This is a genomic window from Comamonas testosteroni (assembly GCF_000761245.1).
GTDB lineage: Bacteria > Pseudomonadota > Gammaproteobacteria > Burkholderiales > Burkholderiaceae_C > Comamonas > Comamonas testosteroni_C.
Map to the genome: position 1 here is coordinate 1 of NZ_AWOR01000049.1, position 20,936 is coordinate 20,936.

The window sequence follows — 20,936 nt, forward strand, 5'->3', positions numbered from 1 at the left end:
GATTTCTCGGCTGGCGTCGTAGCGGGGGTCTCGTGTAGGAGCTTGGAAAAGGGGCGTTTGAGCATTCATTGTGAATTTGTCCTTTTCATAAATGGATCCGTATCTGGATCTACTTCATTTCTGTACATTCAACTTTCGTTTTTTAAGTTGAAGTTGTATGTACCAATGCTAAATTTGAAGTATCTGGCGCGTCAATTGTCTATACAGCTATTTCCCTTGGAGCAAACCCTATGAGTGATTCTCCGCACGAGATCACAGCTGCTCCATACGTTCCTGCTTTCCAGGACGTTGATGCATTACAGGGACTTCCCGTCAATGCAAGCGCTGATCAGTAACTTTTGAGTGACCTGTCTGCTAAGACGATCCAGGTGCTTGAAACGACGTACAGACTGCACATCTACAGACGGGGTTAGGTACGAGGTGTGCGCCCCCCAGAAACAAACTGCGCAGCAGGGCTCCATTCAAATCTCGTGACGTCTTGCGACTCACAATGCAACAACCGAGCTTGCCTGCTGCCGGTCTGACTGAATCGCCCCGGCTGTACTAGACGCCTTCGAGCCTCAAATCTGAGGCCCAATAGGAGGTGCCATGACAAAGCAGCCATATCCCGAAGAATTCAAGATCGAAGCGGTCAAGCAGATCACGGAGCGAGGCCATCGGGTGGCCGATGTATCTGCCCGGATCGGCGTGAGCCAGCACAGCCTATACAAGTGGATCAAGACCTATGCGGTGCCTGCGCCAGAGCAGCAGATGCGGACGTCCCAGGCCGAGGAGCTGCGGCGCCTGAAGGCTGAACTCAAGCGCGTAACCGAGGAGCGTGACATCCTAAAAAAAGCCGCCGCGTACTTTGCCAGGCAGTCCGGGTGAGGTACGAATTCATCAGGCAGCATGAGCAGGAACACTGCGTGCGGCGCATGTGCAAGGTGATGCAGCTGCACCCCAGCTGCTACTACGCGTGGAAGGCTGCGCCGCAGAGTCCGTGAGCCAAGGACGACCAAAGGCTGCTGGGCTTGCTCAAGCAGGCATGGCTCGAGAGCGGTGGTGTATATGGCTACCGCAAGCTGACGCTGGATATACGCGACCTTGGAGAGCGCTGCGGCAAGCATCGCGTGGCACGGTTGCTCAAGCTGGAAGGCTTGCGTTCGCAGACGGGCTATGGCCGAAGACCAGGAGTGCGTGGTGGAAAGCCAGCCTTGGTTGCCCCCAACCACTTGCAGCGCCAATTTAAGGTGGCTCAACCCAATCATTCCTGGGTCACAGACATAACCTACATCCGAACCCACGAAGGCTGGCTGTACCTGGCGGTTGTGGTCGATCTGTTCTCGCGCCAAGTAGTGGGCTGGTCCATGGGCAGCCGCATTGACACGAGCTTGGTCCTCGATGCACTGCTGATGGCGCTATGGCGCCGCCAGCCGCAAGCACCTGTCATGGTTCATTCCGATCAAGGCTGTCAGTTCACCGGCCACGAGTGGCAGTCCTTCCTGCGCGACCATAACCTAGTCAGCAGCATGAGCCGACGCGGCAACTGTCATGACAATGCTGTGGCGGAGAGCTTCTTCCAACTACTCAAACGCGAACGCATCCGACGCCGTATCTATACGACCCGCAGCGACGCGCGAGCGGATATCTTTAACTACATCGAAATGTTCTACAACTCGCAGCGCCGTCATTCGTCGGCAGCGGGGCTATCGCCCATCGAGTTTGAACAGCGCTATTCCCAACGGCTCAAGAGTGTCTAGCCAAGCCGGGGCGATTCACTTTGAGCACGAGTTCATAACGCGCTCTAGACAGTCGGCACCGTGCCCCCATCTATCAGGTGCTCTGAACCCGAAATCGAGCCCGCACGCGGTGATACGAGGAACGTAATCAGGTCGGCTACTTCCTGTGGCCTGGCTGGCCGCCCGAGTGGAATCCCCCCCAGCGATTGCATGATGATCCGCTTGCCACCCTCGTAGTCAGTGCCAGCCTGGGCTGCCAAGCGTTCGGCCAACGCCACGGCGGCCTCAGTCTCGATCCAACCCGGTGAGACGCTCAACACGCGAACGCCTTTTGGTGTCACTTCCTTTGACAAGGCTTTGCTGTAGGTGGACAAGGCCGCTTTCGCTGCCGCATAGGCAGTCGTCGATTCCGGCAGCGGCATCAAGCGTTGAATTGAGCTGACGTGAACGATAACGCCTGCGCCTTGGGCCAACATGGCCGGTAGCAGCGCTCGGTCAAGACGCACGGCGGGCATCAGGTTGAGGTTCAGCTCATTGAGCCATTGCGCATCGTCCAATGCGGCAAAGCCGCCGCCAGGTGCGCTGGAGCCACCAAGCACATTGACCAAAATGTCGAGGCCACCCCACTGCTGGAGTACAGCCTGCGCCACCGCGGTCGCACCATCGGCGGTCGAGAGGTCGGCCGCGATGTAGTGAATACCTTCGGTTGGATGCTCTGGCACGGAACGCGCTGTGGTTGCGACTTGCACACCTGCATCGCGCAGACCCTTCACGACCGCTGCGCCCACACCCTTGGTGCCGCCAGTGACCAGGGCCCGCTGGCCCGCCAGTTGAAGGTCAAAGCTCATGCGGTGACCTCCAAGGATACGATCAGGCCGCCCTCGAGCCGGAAGTCGTACCGGAGATCGACCGGACTGCCGGGGAAGTCGCCGGCGACTCGGCTGGTGACAAGATAACGTCCGTCCTTCTGCTCAAGCGCAAACGGCTCACTCGTGTATGTGTACTTGCTTGATGCCCCCATCTTCCACGCCCTGATGGCGTCAACACCAACGTAGGAGTGCCCTTCATCTTTCACGATGGCTTGTGCCGTGAAGCACCGAACGACTGCCTCAGGGTTTTGTTTGTCGGCAGCGAAGTAGGCTGCAATGGGTTGAGGAAGGATCAGGCCGGTCATGGTGACGAACTCCGTAGTAATGAAGTCGTTAGGATGCGATCGATGGATAATTTAGTAAATAACCTAAAATCCGAATAACCTATGTAGAAATTAATACAGAATGCGCGGGTCCGATTTTGCCGAACTGAAGGCTTTTGCTGCCGTGGTCGAGCGGGCAAGCTTTGCGCGCGCGGCGGAGCATTTGGGCCTTTCACCATCGGCGTTGAGTCAGACCATCCGCCAGCTCGAAGCCCGGCTTGACGTTAGGTTGCTGAACCGCAGCACCCGCAGCGTGGCACCAACGGCCGCTGGCGATCAGTTATATAGCCGCATCGCACCGTTGTTCCGCGAGATGGCCGATGCGGTAGCCGAGGTCAGCGCAGCTGCCGGCCAGACTAGCGGAACGCTGCGCATCAATACGCTGGGAATGGCTGCGCTGCAGATCATCTCGCCTCGGCTTGGCCGATTCCATCATGCGCATCCCGATGTGGCACTGGACATCGTGGTCGATGATGGACTGAGCGATATCGTTGCGGGTCGCTTTGACGCCGGTATCCGCGTGGGCGGGCGGCTGGAGAAGGACATGATCGCCGTGCGCCTAACGCCGGACGTGAAAATGATCGCGGTAGCTTCGCCGCAATACTTGGCGCATCGCGGCATTCCGCGCTTACCAGCCGACCTGCACAGCCACGCCTGTATCAACTGGCGCCTTCAGGTTGACGGTAGAGCCTACCGCTGGGAGTTCGAGAGGAAGGGCAAACGGCTCGAGATTGCAGTTGAAGGCCCGCTGGTGACCAACAGCTCGGATGTTGGCGTCGAAGCGGCGCTGCAAGGACTGGGCATCGCCTACGCCTTCGACCGTGAGCGCGTCGATGAGTATCTTGCCCAAGGACAGCTGGTACAGGTCTTGGCTGATTGGTCAGTCGTGCGCCCGGGGCTGTTCATTTACTACTCCAATCGGCGTCATTTGCAGCCTGCGCTGAGCGCCTTTATCGACTGCCTGTTGGACCGTGATTTGATAGCCTCTGAGTCAGGTTGCGCTGAGAGATAGCTCCATCTTCCGGCTGTAGAGCAAAGCCAGGCGTGCTTCGCAGATAGCCGGCCAGATACCGTGGGCCATTTGCAATGCGACCCAAATCGGAAGTCTGCCAGTTTTACATGATGGTCAGAAATATCTGCAGTTATTGTCGGTGAGGGACGAGACTGCCTTTCGTAACAGCTAGCGGCCGATGCGCTGTTGAGGAAGGGCGGCAATCCCGTCGCTCTGCACATTTGCTCGCGGCGAGGGCGGTGGAGTTATGACCCGGAAGCCTTAGACCACAGATCGACGGGGCCGAGGCGATCCGCACCCTGGGTTGCAAGCATCCAGCCCGGGTATTCGGGCGGCAGCGCACTGACTTCGTCGAGTTTGCGAATCTCCTCATCTGTCAACTGCAGATCCACGGCGGCAAGGTTGTCTTCGAGCTGGTCGATGCGCTTGGCACCCATGATCACCGAGGTGACGACCGGCTTGGAAAGCAGCCAAGCCAGCGCAATACGCGCCGGACTGCAGCCATGCGCTTCGGCGATCGGAGCCAGGACATCGATAATGTCCCAGGCACGTTCCATATCCACAATGGGGAAATTGAACTCGGAACGGCGCGAGTCTTCAGGCTTCTGATTATGCCGATTGAACTTGCCGGACATCAGGCCACCGGCCAGCGGACTCCAGACGAGCAGCCCCATCTTCTCCGCCTCAAGCAATGGGGCCAGTTCGCGTTCGAGATCGCGGCCTGCGATCGAATAGTAGGCTTGTAGGGTCTCGAAGCGCGCCAGGTCCTTGCGCTCGGAGATGCCTAGGGAGCGCGCAATCTTCCAGGCTTGCCAGTTGGAGACGCCGATGTAGCGAACCTTGCCTTGGGTGACCAGATCATCGAGCGCGCGCAGCGTCTCTTCAACCGGCGTGATCGCATCGTTGGCGTGGATCTGGTACAGGTCGATATGGTCAGTCTGAAGGCGCTTCAGGCTGGCTTCGACTGCATCCATGATATGGCCGCGCGATGCGCCCACATCATTGCGCCCATCGCCCATGCGGCTGTAAACCTTGGTCGCAAGCACGAAGTCGTTGCGCGCAATGCCGAGATTCTTGAAGGACTGTCCGAGCACCTCCTCGCTGACGCCGCCAGAGTAGACGTCGGCGGTGTCGAAGAAATTAACGCCCGCATCCAGCGCTGCCTTGACCAGTTCATCGGCATCCTTTTGGCCGGAGCTTCCAATATGCTTATAGATGCCGCTGCCGTCGCCGAATGTCATGGTGCCCAGGCACAGGCGAGAAACGAGGAGGCCGGTGTTGCCCAAAGTTTTGTATTTCATTATCTATATCCAAATTCGATTGAGGTTGAAGGAAAAATGCGATCCAGCAAGGCTGATTGCCCTTAGGGATAAGTCACGCGCCCAATGTCGCAGTCCGCAAATCGGCGTCGCAATTTCGTTGCCTCCTGCGCTGAGAAGGCCCCGCACAACTCAATGATCTGAGTGCCCGCGGCGACGAGTACTTCTGCTGCGGCCAGCGCTTCGTCAAAGTCCTCCACACCGATAAAATCAGCGTTGAAGGCGGAGGACTCCATGTGCGCCGCGTGCGTGGCACGGCGATAGCCTGGCGCCTTGATGATGAATGCGTATCTGGTCTGGTTCATGTCCAATCTCCAAGGGCGATCACTTCAGCGCACGTGACAAAAATGATCTTGCGCATGACACTTCTCCTGTGGTTTTTGCTGTGGGCCGGCCCGTAGGGCTCAGACCATGCCGCCGTTGGCGCGCAGTACTTGGCCGTTGACCCAGCCTCCATCGGTGCCGACGAGGAAGGCCACAGCTGCGGCGATGTCTTCCGGCGTTCCCAGTCGTTCGAGCGGGTTCATCTTCGACATGCGCTCGATCAGCTCGGGTGACTTGCCGTTGAGGAACAACGCCGTGGCAGTGGGGCCGGGGGCGATGGCGTTGACGGTGATTGAACGGCCGCGCAGCTCCTTGGCCAAGATCGCGGTCAGCGTCTCGACCGCCGCCTTGGTTGCGGCGTAGACGCCGTAGGTCTCGAGGCGCAGCCCGACCACGCTGGTCGAGCAGTTGACGATGCGGCCACCGTCGCGCAGGCGGCGGGAAGCCTGACGCAGGGTGTTGAAAGTCCCCTTTAGATTGATCGCGACCTGGCTGTCAAATAGTGCGTCGTCGCTCTCTGCGATGCTTGCGAGCTTCATGATGCCGGCGTTGTTGACTAGAACGTCGATGCCACCGTAGGCGGCCTCCGCTGCGTCGAACATCTGCGCAACGGCACCTGCGTCGCTGATGTCCGCCTTTGCGGTGACCGCGCGGCCACCAGCCTTTTCGATCTCCGTGACGAGAGCTTCGGCTTCGGCCGTGCTGCCCGCGTAATTGACGACTAAGTTGAAGCCGTCTGCGGCCAAGCGACGGGCGATGGCTGCACCGATGCCACGCGAGGCGCCCGTAACCAGGGCGACTTTTCTGTCGATATTGCTCATGTGCTTCTCCGGTGGATGACTGCCAAATGCAGCGGGTGGATGAACCATGCGCAATGGCAAAGAATAGATAGTCCCCCTAAGTTGGCTATCGCTGTTCCGTGATAGCTAACAAGGGGAACGACGGTGAGTCGATTGGATGTCATGCAACGCTTCATAGGAAACCCCGCCTTTAGACTCTTGACAGTTATCGATTGAGGCAGGGAGCCGCTGCAGGCGTTCAAAGATTAGTCATCGTCAGGTCGCTGTCGCTGTACCGCTTGCCTTCGATGGCGTTCTCTGGCACGGCACTTTCGATCGCCAAGATGTCGGCGGGCGTCAGTGATATCTCGGCAGAGGCGATGTTCTCCTCCAGTCGCGTGCGTCTGCGAGTGCCTGGAATCGGAACAATCCAAGGCTTCTTCGCCAAGAGCCACGCGAGTGCCAGTTGCCCAGGCGTCGCGTTTTTGCTTGCAGCGATCTCTTTGAGTGCGTCCAGCAGAGAAAGATTTTTCTCCAAGGCCATTGCCTGAAAGCGCGGGTTGCTGCTGCGGAAGTCACCATCAGTGAACGTACTGTCAGCTGTAAAAGCACCGGCGAGAAAACCACGGCCGAGCGGACTGTAAGGAACAAATCCGATTCCCAGTTCCTCCAGAACGGGCAGGACTTCCACTTCTGGGTCACGGGACCATAGCGAGTATTCGCTTTGAACGGCCTCAACCGGGTGTACGGCATGTGCCTTGCGGATAGTGGAAGCGCTAGCCTCGGACAGGCCGAAATGCTTGACTTTGCCAGCCTTGACGAGATCGGCAACGGCGCCTGCAACGTCTTCGATCGGAACCGAAGGATCGACGCGGTGCTGGTAGAACAGGTCGATGTGATCGGTCCGCAGCCGCTTGAGGGATGCATCGGCAACCGCCTTGATGTGATCGGGACGGCTATTCACACCGATGGGCCACGTGCCGCCGTTCGGGTCGAGCTCAAAACCGAACTTGGTCGCGATCACCACCTTGTCGCGCAACGGCGCCAGCGCCTCGCCCACGAGTTCTTCATTGACCCAAGGGCCATAGACTTCGGCGGTGTCGAAGAAGGTGACACCAAGCTCCACAGCATCACGAAGGAGCCGAATCATTTCGGTGCGATCACCCGCTGCGCCATAGGCCCAGCTCATCCCCATGCAGCCAAGTCCGAGGCTTGAAACTTCGAGTCCGCCGTTTCCAAGTTTGCGTGTTTTCATGTCATTTTCTCCTAGGTAGTTCAAATGGTTTCCATCTGTTTGATCTGCGTAGCGCGGCCTTGTAGCCACCAGCCCACCTGCAGCGGCCACGATGCGAAGAGATTTTTCGGATCAGCTGCGCCCAGTTGCGCTTCAGCGTGCAGGGGGAAGTTGGGATCGACAAGCGCTTCGCGGCCGATTGCCACAAGGTCTGCTTGGCCGTTCACGACGATCGCTTCGGCCTGTTGGCCGTTAACAATCAGGCCAACCGCTGCGGTGCCGACACCCGCTTCGCTGCGCACCTTTTGGGCGTACGGAACCTGATAGCCATAGCTCGATGGATACTCGTAGCGAGGCGCGATGCCACCTGACGAGCAATCAACGATATCCACCCCGAGCGCCTTGAGATGGCGAGCAAAGACGACTGTGTCATCGATCGACATGCCTTCGCGAAGGCCATCGACCGCAGAGACACGCACGAACAGCGGCTTGTCTTCGGGCCACACCGCTCTCACGGCTTTCACGACCTCCAGAGGAAAACGCATCCGTCCCTCAAGGTCGCCGCCAAACTCGTCGGTCCGATCATTCGTTACCGGCGACAGGAAGCTGTTCAGTAGGAAGCCATGCGCACAGTGCACTTCGACTACGTCAAAGCCAGCCACGTCCGCGCGCCGCGCTGCGTTGACGAAGGCATCCTTGACTTCTGCCATGGCCTCGCGCGTCAGCGCTGTAGGGTGGAGCCATCCGTCGGCATAGGGCTTGTCCGAGGCGGATACCACAGGCCAAGGCTTATCGCCACGTAGAAAGTCGGCGTCAACCAGCGCTCCATTGCCTTCCCAAGGCCGCTGCATGGAAGCTCTGGACCCAGCATGGCCAATCTGAATGCCCGCGGCGGCGCCGTACATCTTGAGAGCGCTGGCGACCCGCGCGAGTCCGGGAATTTGGTCATCCGACCAGATCCCTAGGTCTCCGTGGGTGATACGGCCCTCGGGCACCACGCCAGACGCCTCGACGATGACAAGGCCAAAGCCCCCCATTGCGAATCGGCCAAGGTGGATCAGGTGATGATCGTTGACATACCCATCCCGCGCCGAATATTGGCACATGGGCGCAACGACCAGCCGGTTGCGCAGCGTGACGCCACGTAACGCAACAGGTTCAAAAAGCTTCATTTCTTATCCTTTCAGTTGATAAGGCCTACGCGGAGGCTCCCACTCATGGCAGCCCGCATCGAATTACCTAGTTCTTGCAGGCGGCCCGCAGTTCGCGCCGCCAGTAACGTCACCGGTGGAGTTTTCTAGGGCTTGGTAGAGACCGTCGAAACCATGGCGCAACGGCGCAGGTCCATTTCGCCTTCAAGCACTTCGGGAAGCGCAGCGACGAATGCTTTCATGTAGGGCAGCTCAAAATGGGCCGCGAGATCGGCCGGGCCCTTCCAGTTTTCGTAGAGGACCCAGACATCTGCATCGTCGTTCGAGCGGTGCAGGTCGTAGTTGATGTTGCCCGGTTCAGCGCGGGCGGGCTCGACAAGATTGCCGAGACGACGCCCCAATTCGTCGCCAAGACCAGGCTTGGCGCGGATGAAGGCAAGGAGGGTTAGTTGCATGCCGTTCACAGGACGCGGCGTGGAGGAAGAAGTTTGTGTGCTCATGTTGTTTGCTCAACGGCACTCTGCGACCGAAGTGGGATCGGTGTTCGCCGGGGCCATGCGGGCCTGCGGCAGAAGGTCGCGCACGAAGCGCAGGCCGCCTTCGGACAGAGGACGGGCCAGGTTGCGGTCGAACATCGAGAAGAGAGCGACGGTGTACGGGCGGGCAAAGTGACTGTTCACAGCCGCCTCGTTGCGCCAGACCTCGTAGAGGACGTAGTTCCGCTCGGTGCCGAGGATCTTATGGACGTTGAAGGTGATGTTGCCGGGTTCGAGGCGCGAGCAGGTCACCGAACGGTGGAAGACCTTCTCGAATTCGGCTTCAGCGCCGGGCTTCACTTCGAAATTGACGACGAGCGCAACTTCACCGTTCGGGCTCGGCTGAAGTGCGATTTGCGCCATCGCCGCTTGCGAGGAGATGAAGGCGGTAACGGCAATCAGCGTACCGAATGCATATTTTTTGAGACTACTCATGATGCTTCTCCAAAACAAATTGAATGGACGGGCGTAAGTGAGCCCATCGCAGTGGACAGAGGTCCACCGCAACGAAAGTTCTGATAGTTGGGATGCGCTCGGCGCGGTCAGGCGATCGAATAGCCGCCGTCGATGAGCAGGCCGTGGCCCGAGACGAATGAAGCGTCATCGGAGGCAAGAAAGGCGACGACATTGGCGATCTCTGAGGGCGAGCCCGCCCGGCCGGGAACAGTCGACGCGGCAAAGGCGTCCTTCGCCTCGGTACTTGGCCAGATGCGGTCCTGGAACGGCGTGTCGATGATGCCGGGGTTGACGGCGTTGACGCGCACGCCTTGCTTGAACAGTTCAATGGAGGCCGTCTTGGTCAGACCGAGAACGGCGTGCTTGCTGGCGATGTAGAGGCCTGCATTCGCGAAGCCAATCAAGCCACCCATCGATGCGTTATTGATGATCGTGCCGCCGCCTTGCGCCAGCATGGCCTTGGCCTCGTGCTTCATCGACCAGAAAACGCCGCGCACGTTCGCATTGAAGATCGTGTCGTAGGTCTCGTTGGTTTGCTCAACGAAGGGCGAGAACGCACCCTCGGTGCCGGCATTGTTGAACGCAATGTCGATGCGGCCATAGGTCGAGATCGTCTTTGCAACCAGATCGATCACATCCTGTTCGACGTTGATGTCGGCAACGGCGGCGGTTGCTTCGAATCCGTCTTTCACGATCTCGGCGACAAGCGCCTCGATTTCAGGCCGGCGGCGTGCGCTTGCGACCACTTTGGCTCCGCGACGGGCGAGTTCGAGTGCCGCCGCACGGCCAATTCCAGAGCTTGCGCCGGTCACCAGTGCGACCTTGCCGGTGAGCGTTTGGGGAGGTACGAAAGTGCTCATTCTATTTCTCCAGATCAAAGAGTTGGACCTTGTGAAAAGGGGGAGAGAAGGCGTCCCTCTCATTCCTTGGTCGCTATTCTGGAGTTCATCATTGATATGATAAAGTGGTCAATATTGCATGCTGTACTGAATGAGGCTCATTAATGGAGAGTGCTGAACTGGCTGAACTGGCTGCATTTGCTGCGGTGGCAAGGCACCTGAGCTTCCGGCATGCAGCTACCGAACGAGGCACTTCTTCCTCTGCGATGAGCCATTCGATACGCAGCCTCGAAACCCGGGTGGGTGTTCGGCTCTTTCATCGCACCACGCGCAGCGTTTCGCTCACTGAAGCCGGTGAAATGTTGTTTGCACGGCTGGGCCCGGCACTCACGGATATGCGGGCTGCGGTAGATGAGCTGAACTCATTTCGCGCCACACCGTTCGGTACTGTCAGGATCAATATTCCCAACTCGATTGCTCCCTACGTACTGGGCGACCCAATGGAAAGGCTGCTCAAGAGTAATCCTGGATTGAAGCTGGACGTGGTTGCTACCGACACGCTGGTCGACATCGTGGAAGAGGGTTTTGATGCGGGAATTCGCTTCGGTGAACGTCTTTCGCAAGACATGATTGCGGTTCGAATCAAGTCGAAGCTTCGCTTTACCGTCGTCGGTTCACCGGCCTATTTCGCAGACAAGCAGGTTCCCAAAGTGCCGCATGACCTGCAAGATCACACGTGCATCCGATACGCTTTCCCCAGCGGAAATCTCTTCAATTGGGAGTTCTCCAAGAAAGGAAAAAGCGTTCAAGTCGAAGTCAACGGCCCATTGACTGTGGACAGCCAAGAATTGATGGCGGATGCCGCAGCACGGGGCCTAGGCTTGGCGTATGTCTGGGAGGATCGAGCCGCGCCTTACTTACAGGATGGTCGACTCAAATCCTGCCTCGAAGACTGGTGTTCCGTCGAAGAGGGCCTCTTTCTCTATTTCCCCAGTCGCCGGCATCAGTCAGCTGGACTTAGAGCTCTGATTGAGGCGATGAAGGCATAAGCATCGAATCGCCAGACGGAGTGAATCGCCCCAGGGTTTTGAGGAGGCTGTTTGGTTTAAGTCAGACCACAATCGCTGTGGCTTGACTGGCTGGTTTCCAGCAGTAGTTAGCCGCAGCCTCTACAGGCGGGATGTACCCGATGGGTTCGAGTAGGCGTTGGTGATTGAACCAGGACACCCATTCGAGCGTCGCGAACTCCACCGATTCCTTTGTCTTCCAAGGCACCCAACGCAATTGGAACCGAGTGTCGTAGCTGTCAACCTTGCTTCCCAAGACGGCTCGATGCCGGCTTCAGCCCGTCGCTCGGAATACCGGATGCTGATGTATTGAGCGTCTCTGTCGCTGTGGCAGATAAGGCTTCCATCGCACTAGGGCTGCCAGGCATGCAGGGCCCGCTCCAGCGCATCGAGTACGAAGTCCGTCCGCATGGAACTACTCACGCGCCAGCCCACGATGCGACGCGCGAACACGTCGATGATGAAGGCCACGTACAGCCAGCCCTGCTAGGTCGAGACGTACTTGAAGTCAGAGACCCACAACTGATGCAGTCGCTCGGCTCGGAATTGCCGATTGACTTGGTCTACCACGTAGCATCACGTCAGCATGAATGCATGTACAAAATGCGGCTCTTGTGGACATGGCAGGTAACTGCCTCGAAAATGTTGCGTCACTTCGGATTTGAGGCCACTGCAATATTCAAATAGTCGATGAGTGCGCGTAGCTTTGCCGGCACACGTCTGCTCGGGTAATACAGGTGCAGATGGGGAAGTGCTGGGCTCCAGTCTTCAAGGATGCGAACCAGACGTCCTCGCGCCAGCAGTGGCTCGATATAGCCGTTGATCATGTTGGCGATGCCCAGGCCATCAAGCGCAGAGCGGACGAGCACGCTGGCATCATTCACGATGAGCCGACCTTTGACTAGCAACTGAAATGATTCGTCGCCCCGAGCAAACTCCCAGCGCTCGATCTGGCCGGTGGTGGGGAAGCGGAAGTTGATGCACTCGTGGTCCATCAAATCATGAGGGTGTCTGGGCACACCGCGGTGCTCCAGATATTTGGGCGATGCAATGATGTGCGTGCTCAGCGGCGGCCCCACGCGGAGGGCCACCATGTCCTTCTCCACTAGATGACCAAACCGGATGCCAGCGTCATAGCCTTGCGCCACGATATCCACCAGATGGCTTTCGACCTGCATCTCTACCGTGATGTCCGGATAGGCTTCCATGAAGCGACGAAGGATGGGGCGAAGCACGATGAGGTATGCCGCTCGGGGGACGTTGATGCGCAGCAGTCCGCCTGGCTGGCCTGAATCGCGCACCAGCGCTTGCGATGCATCCGTCAGTAGTTCGAGGGCCGGTTGCACACGCTCGTAATACCGCTGCCCCGCTTCGGTGAGATTGACACTTCGCGTAGTTCGGTTGAATAGCACAGCGCCCAATCGCTGTTCCAGCGTTCGCACCGTTTGACTCACCGCAGAGGCGGACACGCCCAGTCGCACCGCGGCTGCAGAAAAGCCTTTTTCTTCCGCCACGGTCACAAAGGCCACCAATCCGTCCAACTGATCCTGTTGCATAGCGTCTTTCAGCAGACCGTAGGCGCCCAACTGTTTGCTGGCAAGACGTCTGCGGTGAGAGGTGATTATGAAGTTTTACTTCAAAGGTCATGCTGACTCAATGGAATTATCAAATGAATCATGCCCTCCTAGACTTGCGGCCATGGGTAGGGTGCCCTCGCAGCACCGACTTCTTGGAAGGAATGATCTTGGATAACTTTGTTTTGTACCGTCCCACGCGGATTCTTTTCGGCGAGGGGCAGATTGCTGCCATCGGGCAGCAGATACCTGCGAATGCACGGCTGATGATCACCTATGGCGGTGGCAGCATCATGCGCAACGGCGTCTTCGAACAGGTGCGCAAGGCTTTGGCCGGGCGCATCTGGGTGGAATTTGGCGGCATTCAGCCCAATCCCGCATTCGGCACTTTGATGCAGGCGGTTGAAGTGGCTCGCCGTGAGCGCATTGACTTCATCCTGGCCATCGGGGGAGGGTCTGTCATTGATGGCACCAAGTTCATTGCTGCAGCCATTCCCTATGGCGGAGATCCCTGGGAAATTCTGGCTGCTCGCCGGTCAGTGGTGAATGAGGCCGTGCCCTTTGGCTGCATTCTCACGCTGCCAGCCACTGGCTCGGAATACAACGCGGGAGCGGTGATCAGCCGGCCGGAAACCGGCGACAAGCTGGACTTCCACTCCGAGCATGTGCTGCCACGCTTTTCAGTGCTGGATCCGACCACTACTTTCACTTTGCCGGATCGCCAGATTGCCAATGGCGTCGTTGACGCTTTTGTGCATACCACCGAGCAGTACCTGACCTACTCGGTGGACGCCAAAGTGCAGGACCGTATCGCCGAAGGTCTGCTGCTCACGTTGGTGGAAGAAGGCCGACGTGTATGGAGCGAGCCAGATAACCCCGCTGTGCGCGCCAACATCATGTGGGCAGCCACGGTGGCATTGAGCGGGCAGGTCGGCGCAGGCGTGCCGCAGGACTGGGCCACGCATATGTTGGGCCATGAACTGACCGCCATGTACGGCATGGACCATGCACAAAGCCTGGCCATTGTCTTGCCAGCCCTGCTGGATCACCAGCGCGAAGGTAAACGCTCCAAGTTGCTGCAGTACGCAGAACGTGTTTGGGGCATAAGCCAGGGCAATGAAGAGCAGCGTATTGATGCTGCCATTGCGGCCACTCGCGCATTTTTCGAAGAAATGGGCATGCCCACGCATCTATCGGGTTATGGCATCGACGACTCGGGCCTGGATGACGTCACCGCCAAGCTTGATGAACATGGCATGCAGCTATTGGGTGAGCGCAGAAACATCACCTTGCACGACAGCCGCCAGATTTTGCAGGCGGCACTCTGAACTCTTCACACTTTGAAAGCTTGATATGAAAAACTGGTTAATCACTGGCGTAAGCAGCGGCTTTGGCCGCGCTTTGGCCGAAAAATTGATTCAGCGCGGCGATACCGTGGTGGGGACTGTGCGCAACGAAAAAGCCCGTCTGGACTTTGAAGCACTTGGCCACAATGGTCACACCGGTCAGGTCATGGGCGTGCTGCTGGATGTGACTGAGCATGATGCGATTGCCCCGGTCATTCAAAAGGTGCAAGAGCGCATTGGGCATATCGATGTGCTGGTCAATAACGCTGGCTATGGCGTGGAAGGCGCTATCGAAGAAACCCCCATGGATGTGGTGCGCCAGCAATACGAGGTCAATGTGTTCGGGGCCATCGCCATGATCCAGGCAGTATTGCCGGGTATGCGAAACAGACGCAGCGGACATGTCGTCAACATCACCTCGGTGGGAGGGCTCCTGACCTTCCCAGGCGTAGGGGTCTACAACTCCAGCAAGTTTGCACTGGAGGGTATTTCAGAGGCCTTGCTCAAGGAAGTCGGCCATCTGGGCATTCGGGTAACGGCGGTGGAGCCCGGAGCGTTCCGCACCGACTGGGCCGGACGCTCCATGCACCACATCGAAAGCACGATTGCGGACTATGAAGACAGCGTAGGCGCTTTTCGTGCTGCTTTGGCACAGCGCAATGGCCGCCAGCCTGGCGATCCGCGCAAGGCAGCCGATGCCATCATGTTGGCTGTAGATGCACAGAATCCGCCTCTGCACTTGGTATTGGGTCCCACCGCCTTTGCACAGGTTGGCCAGAAATTGGGGGCTATGCAGGCGGAGTTGATGCAATGGGCTTCGGTATCGGTCAATACCGATTTCCCGGCAGAGGCCTGATTCATGCAAACGTCGAACATCGGCGTTTGCATGCTTGGCCCATCACTTGCCGTACGGTGGTGTGGTGTGCAGCATCCGATACAAGGCCGGCATCAGCTTGGCTGATGTTCATACGGAATGACTACGTGGTGCTGTACTCCCAGTCCCTCAATGGATAGAGTGACTTCGTCACCCGGCTTAAGCCATTGGGGTTCTGGCTTCATTCCCATGGATACCCCAGGCGGCGTCCCTGTAATGATCACATCACCTGCATCCAGGGTCATGTAGCGGCTGCAGTAGGAGACAATTTCAGCGACACTGAAAATCATAGTGCGACTGTTTCCTAGCTAGGCAAGCGAGTCGCGGCAACCATTTTGCAATTGGGCTATCCCACTAAGAATCCGCTCAAGAGCGGGCACCGGGAGTTCGAGCAGGATTGAGTCTTGAAGACAGCGGTTGCTTGCCCGCCGAGGTTCACCGCTGAGCAAAAGGCTCGGGCCATCTGATGCACTGGCGCTGCGTGGCTTTCACGATAAGGGCTCTTGGGTATCCTGGGAGGGTCTCACTTCACGCTTGGGTTCGGGAGCTCAATCCCCGAATTTGGACATTCCTGCTCGGAGCTTCGTCGAAACGGCACAAGCACACTGCGGTGCTTGTGCTTTTGGATGTCAAGCAACGACGTCGCCGCACTTACGCTTTAGCAGATCCAGGGCCACATCCACAATCATGTCCTCCTGGCCTCCCACCATGCGGCGCTTGCCCAGCTCCACCAGAATGTCCACCGCCTTGAGGCCGTACTTCTGCGCTGCTGCCTCCGAATGGCGCAGGAAAGAGCTGTACACGCCTGCATAGCCCAGGGCCAGCGTTTCGCGGTCCACCCGCACCGGCCTGTCCTGTAGTGGGCGCACGATGTCGTCGGCCGCATCCATCAACGTGTACAGGTTGGTGCCATGCGACCAGCCAAGGCGCTCTGCAGCTGCGATGAACACTTCCAGCGGCGCATTGCCTGCGCCCGCACCCATGCCTGCCAGGCTGGCATCGATGCGAATGGCTCCGGCCTCCACCGCAGCGATGGAGTTGGCCACCCCCAGGCTCAGATTGTGGTGGGCATGGATGCCGATGGTGGTTTCGGGCTGGAGCGTCTCGCGCAACGCCGTGACACGCTCCTTGACGTCGTTCATGTTCATGGCACCGCCCGAGTCCACCACGTAGCAGGTAGTGGCGCCGTAGCTTTCCATGAGCTTGGCCTGCTGGGCAAGGGCGTGCGGGCTGGTCATATGGCTCATCATCAGAAAGCCCACGGTATCCATGCCCAGGTGGCGTGCGTACTCGATGTGTTGGCGAGACACGTCCGCCTCGGTGCAATGAGTGGCTACGCGCACGATGCGGGCACCGGCGCTGTAGGCGGCCTTGAGGTCATGCACGGTGCCGATGCCCGGCAGCAGCAAGGTGGCGATCTGGGCATGCTGTACCACATCGGCCACAGCTTCTATCCATTCCAGGTCGGTGTGGGCACCAAAGCCATAGTTGAAACTGGAGCCTTGCAGGCCATCACCGTGTGCGACTTCAATGGAGTCCACCCTGGCGTTGTCCAGGGCCTTGGCGATCTGCCGGACCTGGGCGATCGAGTACTGGTGGCGGATGGCGTGGCAGCCATCGCGCAGCGTGACATCGGAGATATAGAGTTTGCTCATGGTCTGTTCTCTCTTCAAGCGGTCACGGTCTGGGCTGCGGCCATGCGGGCGGCCATCTGCTCGGCTGTGCGTAGGCCTGCGCTGGTCATGATGTCGAGATTGCCTGCGTAGGCGGGCAGGTAGTGGGCTGCGCCTTCGACTTCCAGCAGCACCGTGGTCTTGAGGCCGGAGATGTGGCCCACGCCCGGCACGTTCAGGTCTTGCACACGGTCGAACTGCACGGACTGTTTGAGGCGGTAGCCCGGCACATAGCTTTGCACGTCGGCGGCCATGCGGGCCACGGAGTCGGCAATGGCGGCCTCGTCGGCCAGATCGCTCAGGGTGTAGACCGTGTCACGCATGATCAGCGGCGGCTCGGCAGGGTTCATGATGATGATGGCCTTGCCCTTGGTGGCGCCGCCCACTACCTCGATGGCCTTGGATGTGGTCTCGGTGAACTCGTCGATATTGGCCCGGGTGCCGGGGCCTGCGCTCTTGCTGGCGATGCTGGCGACGATCTCGCCATAGTGCACCTTGGCCACACGTGAGACGGCGGCCACCATGGGGATGGTGGCCTGGCCGCCGCAGGTGACCATGTTCACGTTCACCGCATCGAGGTGCTGGCTGCCGTTGACCACGGGAATGCAGTAAGGGCCGATGGCCGCCGGGGTCAGATCGATCATGCGGATGCCGCGCTTGTGCTGACGCAGCAGGGCATCGTTCTTGACGTGGGCACCGGCGCTGGTGGCATCGAAGACGAAGTCGATGTCCTCGAACACGGGCAGGCGGGTGAGACCTTCGGCGCCTTCGTGCGTGGTGGCCACGCCCAGTCGCGCTGCGCGCGCCAGGCCGTCGGAGGTGGGGTCGATGCCGACCATGGCAGCCATCTCGATGTGCTGGCCGTGGCGCATGATCTTGATCATGAGGTCTGTGCCGATGTTGCCGCTGCCGATGATGGCAGCTTTGTACTTGTGGGTCATTGAAGGCTCCAGGAATTCGCGACCTCTGCCTGAAAGGCGAGGGCTGCTATCCAAACAAAGCAAAGTTGAAAATCAGCTCAGGTGGAAGGCTGCGCCGCCCAGGCCCTGCATTTCCACGGCCACATGCTGGCCGGGGTGTATCCATTCGGCGGGGGTGGCGCCACCAGCCAGCACCGTCCAGCCCGCCTGCAGCGGCTCGCCGGCAGCGGCGGACAGGCGTGCGGCGGCCACCAGCGAGCGCAGCGGATCGCCCAGCAACGCAGCGGTGGAGCCGATCTGCACGGGGCGGCCATCGATGCTCATCACCAGGCCCAGGTTTCGGAAGTCGGTGCGCGGGTCGTGCCAGCCGCCCACCACGAAACCGCTGGAGGATGCGTTGTCGGCAATCACTTCGGGCAGGGTGAACTTGAAGTCCTGGTAGCGCGAGTCGATGATTTCCAGTGCGGGCGCGATGGCTTCGACGGCGGCCAGTGCCTCGACGGTGGTGACATTGCCCGCCAGCGGCTTCTTGAGCAGAAAGGCCAGCTCGGGCTCTACGCGGGGATGGACGAAGCGCGAACGCTGCACGCTGGCGCCTTCCTCGATCTGCATGGCGTCGGTTAGCCGCCCCCAGATCACATCGGACAGGCCCATCTGCGCCATCTTGGCGCGGCTGGTGAATCCCATCTTCACGCCCACACGGCGCTCGCCACGCGCGACGCGGCGGGCGATGGAGGCGCTTTGGATGGTGTAGGCCTCTGGCAGGCTCAGGCAATTGTCGGTATCGAACTGCGGAACGGCGCGTGCCAGGCGGGCTGCATCATCCAGCAGGGTCACAATGGAATCATGGGGGCTCATGCGGCTTCTCCGTTGACAGGGGCTTGGAACACAGCGCGCACACTGCCCACACCGTGGATGCGACAGTCAAAGACATCACCAGCCTGAACCGGGACCATGGGTCCCAGCGCGCCGGACAGGATCACATCACCGGCACGCAGCGGAGCGTCCAGGCGGACCATGGTGCGGGCCAGCCAGGTGACAGCGTTGAGCGGGTGGCCCAGGCAGGCTGCGCCAGCGCCGGTGGATACGGGCTCGCCACGGCGTGACAGGCTCATGCCGGCCAGCCGCAGATCCAGCCCGTGCGGCAGCTGGGGCGTGGCACCCAGCACATAGACCCCGGCGGAAGCGTTGTCAGCTACGGTGTCGACAAAGCGAATGTTCCAGTCGGCGATACGGCTGCCGACGATCTCCAGCGCGGGCAGTACATGGTCCACGGCCTGCAGCACCTCATGGTGCGTGGGCTGCTCCATGTCCAGATCGCGGCCCAGGACGAATGCGATCTCGGCTTCGATCTTGGGCTGATGCAGACCGGCCATGGCGATGGACTCACCGTCGCCGAAAGCCATGTCGTCAAACAGAGCGCCAAAGTCCGGCTGGTTCACGCCCAGCTGCTGCTGCACGACCAGCGAGGTGAGACCGATCTTGCGGCCCACCACGCGGCGGCCCTGGGTCAGGCGCTGCGTGGTGTTCAGCTCCTGAATGGCATAGGCGTCTGCAGCTGTCATGCCGGGGAACTGCTCGCGCAGCGGGGCGATGAAGCTGCCGGAATCAGTGGCTTCGCGCAGGGCCTTGGCCGCGGCTTCGTGCTGCGCCCGGGTCAGTGCGGTGCTCATGGCTGGCCTCCTGCCGAGGCATTGGCGGCGCGGGTATCGTCCAGCTCCTGGCGGGTCTGTGCGCCGATGGCCCAGTGCGTGCGCGGCACTTCGTGCACCAGCACGCGTATGGTGTCCAGTGGCGCGCCCAGCGTGTGGTGCACGGTCTGTGCCACCTGGCGCGCGCACTCGCTGACCAGGGCGGCATCGCGTCCTTCGAGCAAATTAATCTGAATGATGGGCATTTGGAAATTCAGCCTGTGGGAGAAAAGAAATCGTGGCGCTTAGTCCAGCTTGACCTTGGCGGTCTGAATGACGCGCGCCCACTTGTCGCTCTCAGCGCGGATGAAGCTGGCAAGCGCCTGGGGAGTGCCGCCAGTCAGGCGCACGCCCTGGGCGGCAAAGCGCTGCTGTAGCTCGGGCTTGGTCAGCACCTGGTTGATGGCGGTGTTGAGCTTGGCCTGCAGCTCGGGAGCCATGCCTGCGGGGCCGACCAGGGCGAACCAGGCATCAGACTCGAAGCTAGGCAGGGTCTCTGCAATCGCAGGCTGGTCCTTGAGGCCAGCCACGCGCTGGGCGCTGGCAACCCCCAGGGAGCGCATGCGGCCTGCTTGCACAAAGGGCAGGGTGGAGGGCGAGTTGTCAAAGGCGATCTGCACCGTTCCGGCCATCAGGTCATTGGCTGCAGGCGCACTGCCGCGATAGGGAATGTGGGCAATGTTCAGGCCCGCCTGGCTCTTGAACAGCTCCATGGTCAGGTGACTGGTCGTTCCGTTGCCCTGCGATGCATAGGAAAGCTCGCCAGGATGTGCCTTGGCATAGGCAATCAGCTCGGCCACGGTCTTGAAGGGCTGGCCCGGATGCGCCACCAGCATGATGGGCACGGAGGCCAGCTGGCTGATGGGCGTTAGATCCTTGAGCGGGTTGAAGCCCATGCGCGGATACAGGTGCTGGTTGATGCTCAGTGGACCCGCCGTGGTCACCAGCAGCGTTGCACCATCGGGCTTGGCTCGAGCCACCAGTTCGGCGCCCAGATTGCCGCCAGCGCCTGGGCGGTTGTCCACCACCACGGTCTGCTGCAGGGCATTACCCAGGCTTTCGGCCACGGCGCGCGCCAGGATGTCGGTCGTGCCGCCCGGGGGGAAAGGCACGACGATGGTGGTTATGCGCTGGGCCTGCACAGCAAAAACCGTTGTGGTCAATGCAGCAGCCACCAGCAGCCGCAAGGCGCGGCGCTTGGAAGAGGTGTGGAACATGATGTCTCCTTGGT

21 protein-coding genes and 4 pseudogenes are annotated in these 20,936 nt (G+C 59.7%); 6 read left to right on the forward strand and 19 right to left on the reverse strand.

The features are described from left to right. Positions 1–588 precede the first annotated feature (588 nt). Positions 589–1,739: pseudogene (locus P353_RS14415) on the forward strand (IS3 family transposase). 44 nt (positions 1,740–1,783) lie between these two features. Here the strand turns inward: P353_RS14415 and P353_RS14420 are convergent. Next, a complete protein-coding gene (locus tag P353_RS14420) occupies positions 1,784–2,566 on the reverse strand; it encodes an SDR family oxidoreductase (protein ID WP_034370621.1) in 783 nt (260 codons plus the stop codon). Next, a complete protein-coding gene (locus tag P353_RS14425) occupies positions 2,563–2,892 on the reverse strand; it encodes a nuclear transport factor 2 family protein (protein WP_034370624.1) in 330 nt (109 codons plus the stop codon). The genes P353_RS14420 and P353_RS14425 overlap by 4 nt, the downstream gene beginning before the upstream one ends. Positions 2,893–2,992: 100 nt before the next feature. Between P353_RS14425 and P353_RS14430 the strand changes: the two genes are divergently transcribed. Then, a complete protein-coding gene (locus tag P353_RS14430) occupies positions 2,993–3,922 on the forward strand; it encodes a LysR family transcriptional regulator (RefSeq protein WP_034370626.1) in 930 nt (309 codons plus the stop codon). 245 nt (positions 3,923–4,167) lie between these two features. Here the strand turns inward: P353_RS14430 and P353_RS14435 are convergent, their stop codons facing one another. The 8 genes from P353_RS14435 to P353_RS14470 all read right to left on the reverse strand — a co-directional run bounded on the left by P353_RS14435 (position 4,168) and on the right by P353_RS14470 (position 10,581). Further along, positions 4,168–5,223 carry an aldo/keto reductase gene (locus P353_RS14435; RefSeq protein ID WP_034370630.1) on the reverse strand — a complete coding sequence of 352 codons (1,056 nt, stop codon included), beginning with the start codon at positions 5,221–5,223 and terminating at the stop codon, positions 4,168–4,170. A 62-nt stretch (positions 5,224–5,285) separates the two neighbouring features. Continuing rightward, positions 5,286–5,546, reverse strand: a complete 261-nt coding sequence (locus tag P353_RS14440) for a DUF6506 family protein (protein ID WP_034370632.1) — start codon at positions 5,544–5,546, stop codon at positions 5,286–5,288. A gap of 99 nt (positions 5,547–5,645) precedes the next feature. After that, positions 5,646–6,386 (reverse strand): SDR family oxidoreductase, encoded by a 741-nt coding sequence (locus P353_RS14445; RefSeq protein ID WP_034370635.1) that lies wholly within the window; start codon positions 6,384–6,386, stop codon positions 5,646–5,648. A 217-nt stretch (positions 6,387–6,603) separates the two neighbouring features. Continuing rightward, the gene (locus P353_RS14450) at positions 6,604–7,599 is read right to left on the reverse strand and encodes an aldo/keto reductase (RefSeq protein ID WP_034370810.1); all 996 of its coding nucleotides are present in this window, start codon (positions 7,597–7,599) and stop codon (positions 6,604–6,606) included. Between the two features lie 20 nt (positions 7,600–7,619). Then, positions 7,620–8,750 carry an NADH:flavin oxidoreductase/NADH oxidase gene (locus P353_RS14455; RefSeq protein WP_034370638.1) on the reverse strand — a complete coding sequence of 377 codons (1,131 nt, stop codon included), beginning with the start codon at positions 8,748–8,750 and terminating at the stop codon, positions 7,620–7,622. Between the two features lie 125 nt (positions 8,751–8,875). Then, complete coding sequence (locus P353_RS14460; RefSeq protein ID WP_198529073.1) at positions 8,876–9,229, reverse strand: putative quinol monooxygenase; 354 nt, start codon at positions 9,227–9,229, stop codon at positions 8,876–8,878. Positions 9,230–9,238: 9 nt separating this feature from the next. Then, a complete protein-coding gene (locus P353_RS14465) occupies positions 9,239–9,700 on the reverse strand; it encodes a putative quinol monooxygenase (protein ID WP_034370640.1) in 462 nt (153 codons plus the stop codon). Positions 9,701–9,807: 107 nt separating this feature from the next. Next, positions 9,808–10,581: an SDR family NAD(P)-dependent oxidoreductase gene (locus P353_RS14470; protein WP_034370642.1), complete on the reverse strand. Its 774-nt coding sequence runs from the start codon at positions 10,579–10,581 to the stop codon at positions 9,808–9,810. A 143-nt stretch (positions 10,582–10,724) separates the two neighbouring features. On the opposite strand from P353_RS14470, the gene P353_RS14475 reads away from it, so the two are divergent. Continuing rightward, positions 10,725–11,609: a LysR family transcriptional regulator gene (locus tag P353_RS14475; protein WP_034370645.1), complete on the forward strand. Its 885-nt coding sequence runs from the start codon at positions 10,725–10,727 to the stop codon at positions 11,607–11,609. Positions 11,610–11,670: 61 nt separating this feature from the next. Here P353_RS14475 and P353_RS14480 read toward each other — a convergent pair. Both P353_RS14480 and P353_RS14485 read right to left on the reverse strand, forming a co-directional pair. Next, positions 11,671–12,194: pseudogene (locus P353_RS14480) on the reverse strand (DDE-type integrase/transposase/recombinase); the annotation flags it as partial. Positions 12,195–12,277: 83 nt separating this feature from the next. After that, positions 12,278–13,183, reverse strand: a complete 906-nt coding sequence (locus P353_RS14485) for a LysR family transcriptional regulator (protein ID WP_034370815.1) — start codon at positions 13,181–13,183, stop codon at positions 12,278–12,280. A 182-nt stretch (positions 13,184–13,365) separates the two neighbouring features. Between P353_RS14485 and P353_RS14490 the strand changes: the two genes are divergently transcribed. Together P353_RS14490 and P353_RS14495 are read left to right on the forward strand one after the other, a co-directional pair. Beyond that, positions 13,366–14,529 (forward strand): iron-containing alcohol dehydrogenase, encoded by a 1,164-nt coding sequence (locus P353_RS14490; protein WP_232776523.1) that lies wholly within the window; start codon positions 13,366–13,368, stop codon positions 14,527–14,529. A gap of 25 nt (positions 14,530–14,554) precedes the next feature. Further along, on the forward strand, positions 14,555–15,403 hold the full coding sequence (locus P353_RS14495; protein WP_034370648.1) for an oxidoreductase: 849 nt from the start codon (positions 14,555–14,557) through the stop codon (positions 15,401–15,403). Between the two features lie 92 nt (positions 15,404–15,495). Here P353_RS14495 and P353_RS14500 read toward each other — a convergent pair. Next, positions 15,496–15,726: pseudogene (locus tag P353_RS14500) on the reverse strand (fumarylacetoacetate hydrolase family protein); the annotation flags it as partial. A gap of 3 nt (positions 15,727–15,729) precedes the next feature. Here P353_RS14500 and P353_RS29555 point away from each other — a divergent pair. Beyond that, a pseudogene (locus P353_RS29555) lies at positions 15,730–16,088 on the forward strand (IS3 family transposase); the annotation flags it as partial. On the opposite strand, the gene dmpG reads toward P353_RS29555, so the two are convergent. The 6 genes from dmpG to P353_RS14530 all read right to left on the reverse strand — a co-directional run bounded on the left by dmpG (position 16,051) and on the right by P353_RS14530 (position 20,922). Further along, positions 16,051–17,076, reverse strand: a complete 1,026-nt coding sequence (gene dmpG, locus P353_RS14505) for a 4-hydroxy-2-oxovalerate aldolase (RefSeq protein WP_034370654.1) — start codon at positions 17,074–17,076, stop codon at positions 16,051–16,053. The pseudogene P353_RS29555 and the gene dmpG overlap by 38 nt on opposite strands. A 14-nt stretch (positions 17,077–17,090) precedes the next feature. Continuing rightward, the gene (locus P353_RS14510) at positions 17,091–18,035 is read right to left on the reverse strand and encodes an acetaldehyde dehydrogenase (acetylating) (RefSeq protein ID WP_034370657.1); all 945 of its coding nucleotides are present in this window, start codon (positions 18,033–18,035) and stop codon (positions 17,091–17,093) included. Between the two features lie 72 nt (positions 18,036–18,107). Then, positions 18,108–18,872: a 2-keto-4-pentenoate hydratase gene (locus P353_RS14515; protein ID WP_034370661.1), complete on the reverse strand. Its 765-nt coding sequence runs from the start codon at positions 18,870–18,872 to the stop codon at positions 18,108–18,110. Continuing rightward, positions 18,869–19,687 carry a 2-keto-4-pentenoate hydratase gene (gene mhpD, locus P353_RS14520; RefSeq protein WP_034370663.1) on the reverse strand — a complete coding sequence of 273 codons (819 nt, stop codon included), beginning with the start codon at positions 19,685–19,687 and terminating at the stop codon, positions 18,869–18,871. Before mhpD ends, P353_RS14515 begins: the two co-directional genes overlap by 4 nt. Beyond that, positions 19,684–19,911, reverse strand: a complete 228-nt coding sequence (locus tag P353_RS14525; protein ID WP_034370665.1) for a tautomerase family protein — start codon at positions 19,909–19,911, stop codon at positions 19,684–19,686. Before P353_RS14525 ends, mhpD begins: the two co-directional genes overlap by 4 nt. 39 nt (positions 19,912–19,950) lie before the next feature. Next, positions 19,951–20,922, reverse strand: a complete 972-nt coding sequence (locus P353_RS14530) for a Bug family tripartite tricarboxylate transporter substrate binding protein (protein WP_034370667.1) — start codon at positions 20,920–20,922, stop codon at positions 19,951–19,953. Positions 20,923–20,936: the final 14 nt, after the last annotated feature.